This window comes from Streptomyces sp. 8N706, from assembly GCF_052245415.1.
Lineage (GTDB): Bacteria > Actinomycetota > Actinomycetes > Streptomycetales > Streptomycetaceae > Streptomyces.
This window is the reverse complement of record NZ_JBQQBW010000265.1, coordinates 1-582: the sequence shown is the minus strand read 5'-3', so window position 1 is coordinate 582 and position 582 is coordinate 1. Positions and strand designations below refer to the sequence as shown.

Below are 582 nucleotides of genomic sequence, written 5' to 3'. Positions count from 1 at the left end.
CTCGGTGTCGGCAATAGTGGCCCATCGGTGTGTGAGGCGGCGGCATGCGTGGACGAGTTCGGGTGGGTGGAGGTCGGTGAGTTCGGTGTCGAAGGTGGCGAGGATGCCGGCGATGCCGGCCCAGGACCAGGCGCCGAGAGTGAGCCGGCAGCACTCGGTGTCGAGGTGTTCCACGACGGAGCCGCCTGGTGCCCAGCGGGCCACGATGTGAGCGGGCAGGTTGAGCCGGGCGGTGCCGGTGCATTGCCAGGCGGCGGGGGTGTCGCCGCGGTCGTGGGTGCTCATCACGAAGTGGGCGAGGTCGGGGTGGGGAAGCGCGCGGGCGGCGAAGTGCTGCGTGGTGGGGCGGGGGTGCAGTCGATCGACGCGGCGTACTCGCCATTCATTGTCGGTGAGGTCGTAGGCCACCAGATACCACCGGGCGGCCCAGACGACCAGGTGGTGTGGCTCGATGCGGTGGGCGGGCAGGTAGTCGGGGTCACTGGGTTCGGGGCGTGTGCCGTCGGGACGCAGTGTCTCGGTGACGAGGAGGTGGCGGTGGCGTACCGCGGTTCCGACGGCGGTGAGGGCGGCCGGGTCGAT

1 protein-coding gene is annotated in these 582 nt (G+C 70.8%); it reads right to left on the bottom strand.

What is annotated here, in order from left to right; genetic code table 11:
- A partial coding sequence (locus ACTWQE_RS34190) for a helix-turn-helix transcriptional regulator (RefSeq protein WP_443332977.1) occupies positions 1-582 on the bottom strand: 582 nt, incomplete at both ends.